This window comes from Pelotomaculum isophthalicicum JI (assembly GCF_029478095.1).
Taxonomy (GTDB): domain Bacteria; phylum Bacillota; class Desulfotomaculia; order Desulfotomaculales; family Pelotomaculaceae; genus Pelotomaculum_D; species Pelotomaculum_D isophthalicicum.
The window spans coordinates 1-1258 of sequence record NZ_JAKOAV010000088.1; the positions used below are offsets into that span (position 1 = coordinate 1).

The 1258-nt window shown below is 42.2% G+C and carries 2 protein-coding genes; both read right to left on the reverse strand.

Going from position 1 to position 1258, the window contains the following annotated elements; translation table 11 throughout:
• Positions 1-62: 62 nt before the first annotated feature.
• The gene (locus tag L7E55_RS17525) at positions 63-350 is read right to left on the reverse strand and encodes a transporter permease (protein WP_277445650.1); all 288 of its coding nucleotides are present in this window, start codon (positions 348-350) and stop codon (positions 63-65) included.
• Between the two features lie 240 nt (positions 351-590).
• Positions 591-1181 carry a UbiX family flavin prenyltransferase gene (locus L7E55_RS17530; RefSeq protein ID WP_277445651.1) on the reverse strand — a complete coding sequence of 197 codons (591 nt, stop codon included), beginning with the start codon at positions 1179-1181 and terminating at the stop codon, positions 591-593.
• Between the last annotated feature and the right edge of the window lie 77 nt (positions 1182-1258).

The window sequence follows — 1258 nt, forward strand, 5'->3', positions numbered from 1 at the left end:
AGCCATAACAGGTATAGATCCTGGTCCAATTGCCGCGAGAAAGATGCCCAAAATATAAAGTACTACCGGGATAAGCTTTGCCCGCTTCCCTGCCAGAGCCACAGCCTTTTTGGCAAAGAGCTCCAGGTCCCGTTGCAGTTAGCTATACTGAAAAGATAGGTAACGCCTAAAAGCATTACAAACAGCGACGTGTTGAAACCAGCAATAACATCATTGTCAGAAATACCGCCGATTCGGCCAATTATTAGGGCTAAACCAATGGCAATCAGGCCTGTATTCATTTTTTTGACAAAACCTAGGACAATTGCGAATAGTACGAAAAGTAGGGAAAGAACTCCTAAATTCATCATAAATACCTCCTATAAAAAGTATCAGAACCACCAGTCATTTGGACTACTACTTTGTAAAACCTATTACCTTTGGCCCGCCTTCCTTTTCTAACCGCTGGTCGTACCCCTGGCTTTTGTACCCACATGGCCGGTGATTACTAATTACGAAACTGAGTAAGGTGGTTCCCAAAGGTAACCAGCTCCTATACCTTGCTCGATTTCTTCTAGAGGGGAGGTGTGTTTTGAGTAAGCTTTTTGTGCTTAATATTCTAGTCCACTTGCTATCTTAATGCTGCTATCCCATCGACAAGTCAGTTTATTATCAATATTAAGCAAATCTAATATCCGGGAGACATGGTGGTCAACAATATCTTCCAAATTTGATGGGCTATTGTAATAGGCTGGCATGGGAGGAGCAATTATTATTCCCGCTCTAGTCAGCTTAAGCATGTTTTCCAGGTGAATCTCATTTAGCGGGGTTTCCCTCGGAACAAGGATTAGCCTCTTCTTCTCCTTCAGCATAACATCTGCTGAGCGGACAATAAGATTATCTGCGTGCCCGTGCGCTATTGCCGCTACGGTTTTCATACTACAAGGAGCAATAACCATGCTATCAACACCAAAGGAACCACTGGCTATTACAGCTCCTTGGTTCCGAAAATCATGACAGAATGTGGCCATTTTTTTAACTTGATTGGGAGTATAATTTGTTTCCAGCGCAATTGTTTTTTCGCCCCAGGAGCTAATTACCAGATGCACCTCTATGGTTTCCAAAGATGAAAGAACTTCCAATAAACGGACTCCATATGTCGCCCCAGTCGCACCGGATATGGCTATAACGATTTTTCTCATATGGAATGACGTCCTTTCTTATTTAAATTACAATTTAATCCAACTAAATTAGTGTCAAGTTGCCTCAGAAGTGTTAT

Excerpts from the sequence above, each read along its gene's own strand:
- L7E55_RS17525 (WP_277445650.1), bottom strand. The coding sequence starts at position 350 with ATGATGAATTTAGGAGTTCTTTCCCTACTTTTCGTACTATTCGCAATT.
- L7E55_RS17530 (WP_277445651.1), bottom strand. The coding sequence starts at position 1,181 with ATGAGAAAAATCGTTATAGCCATATCCGGTGCGACTGGGGCGACATAT.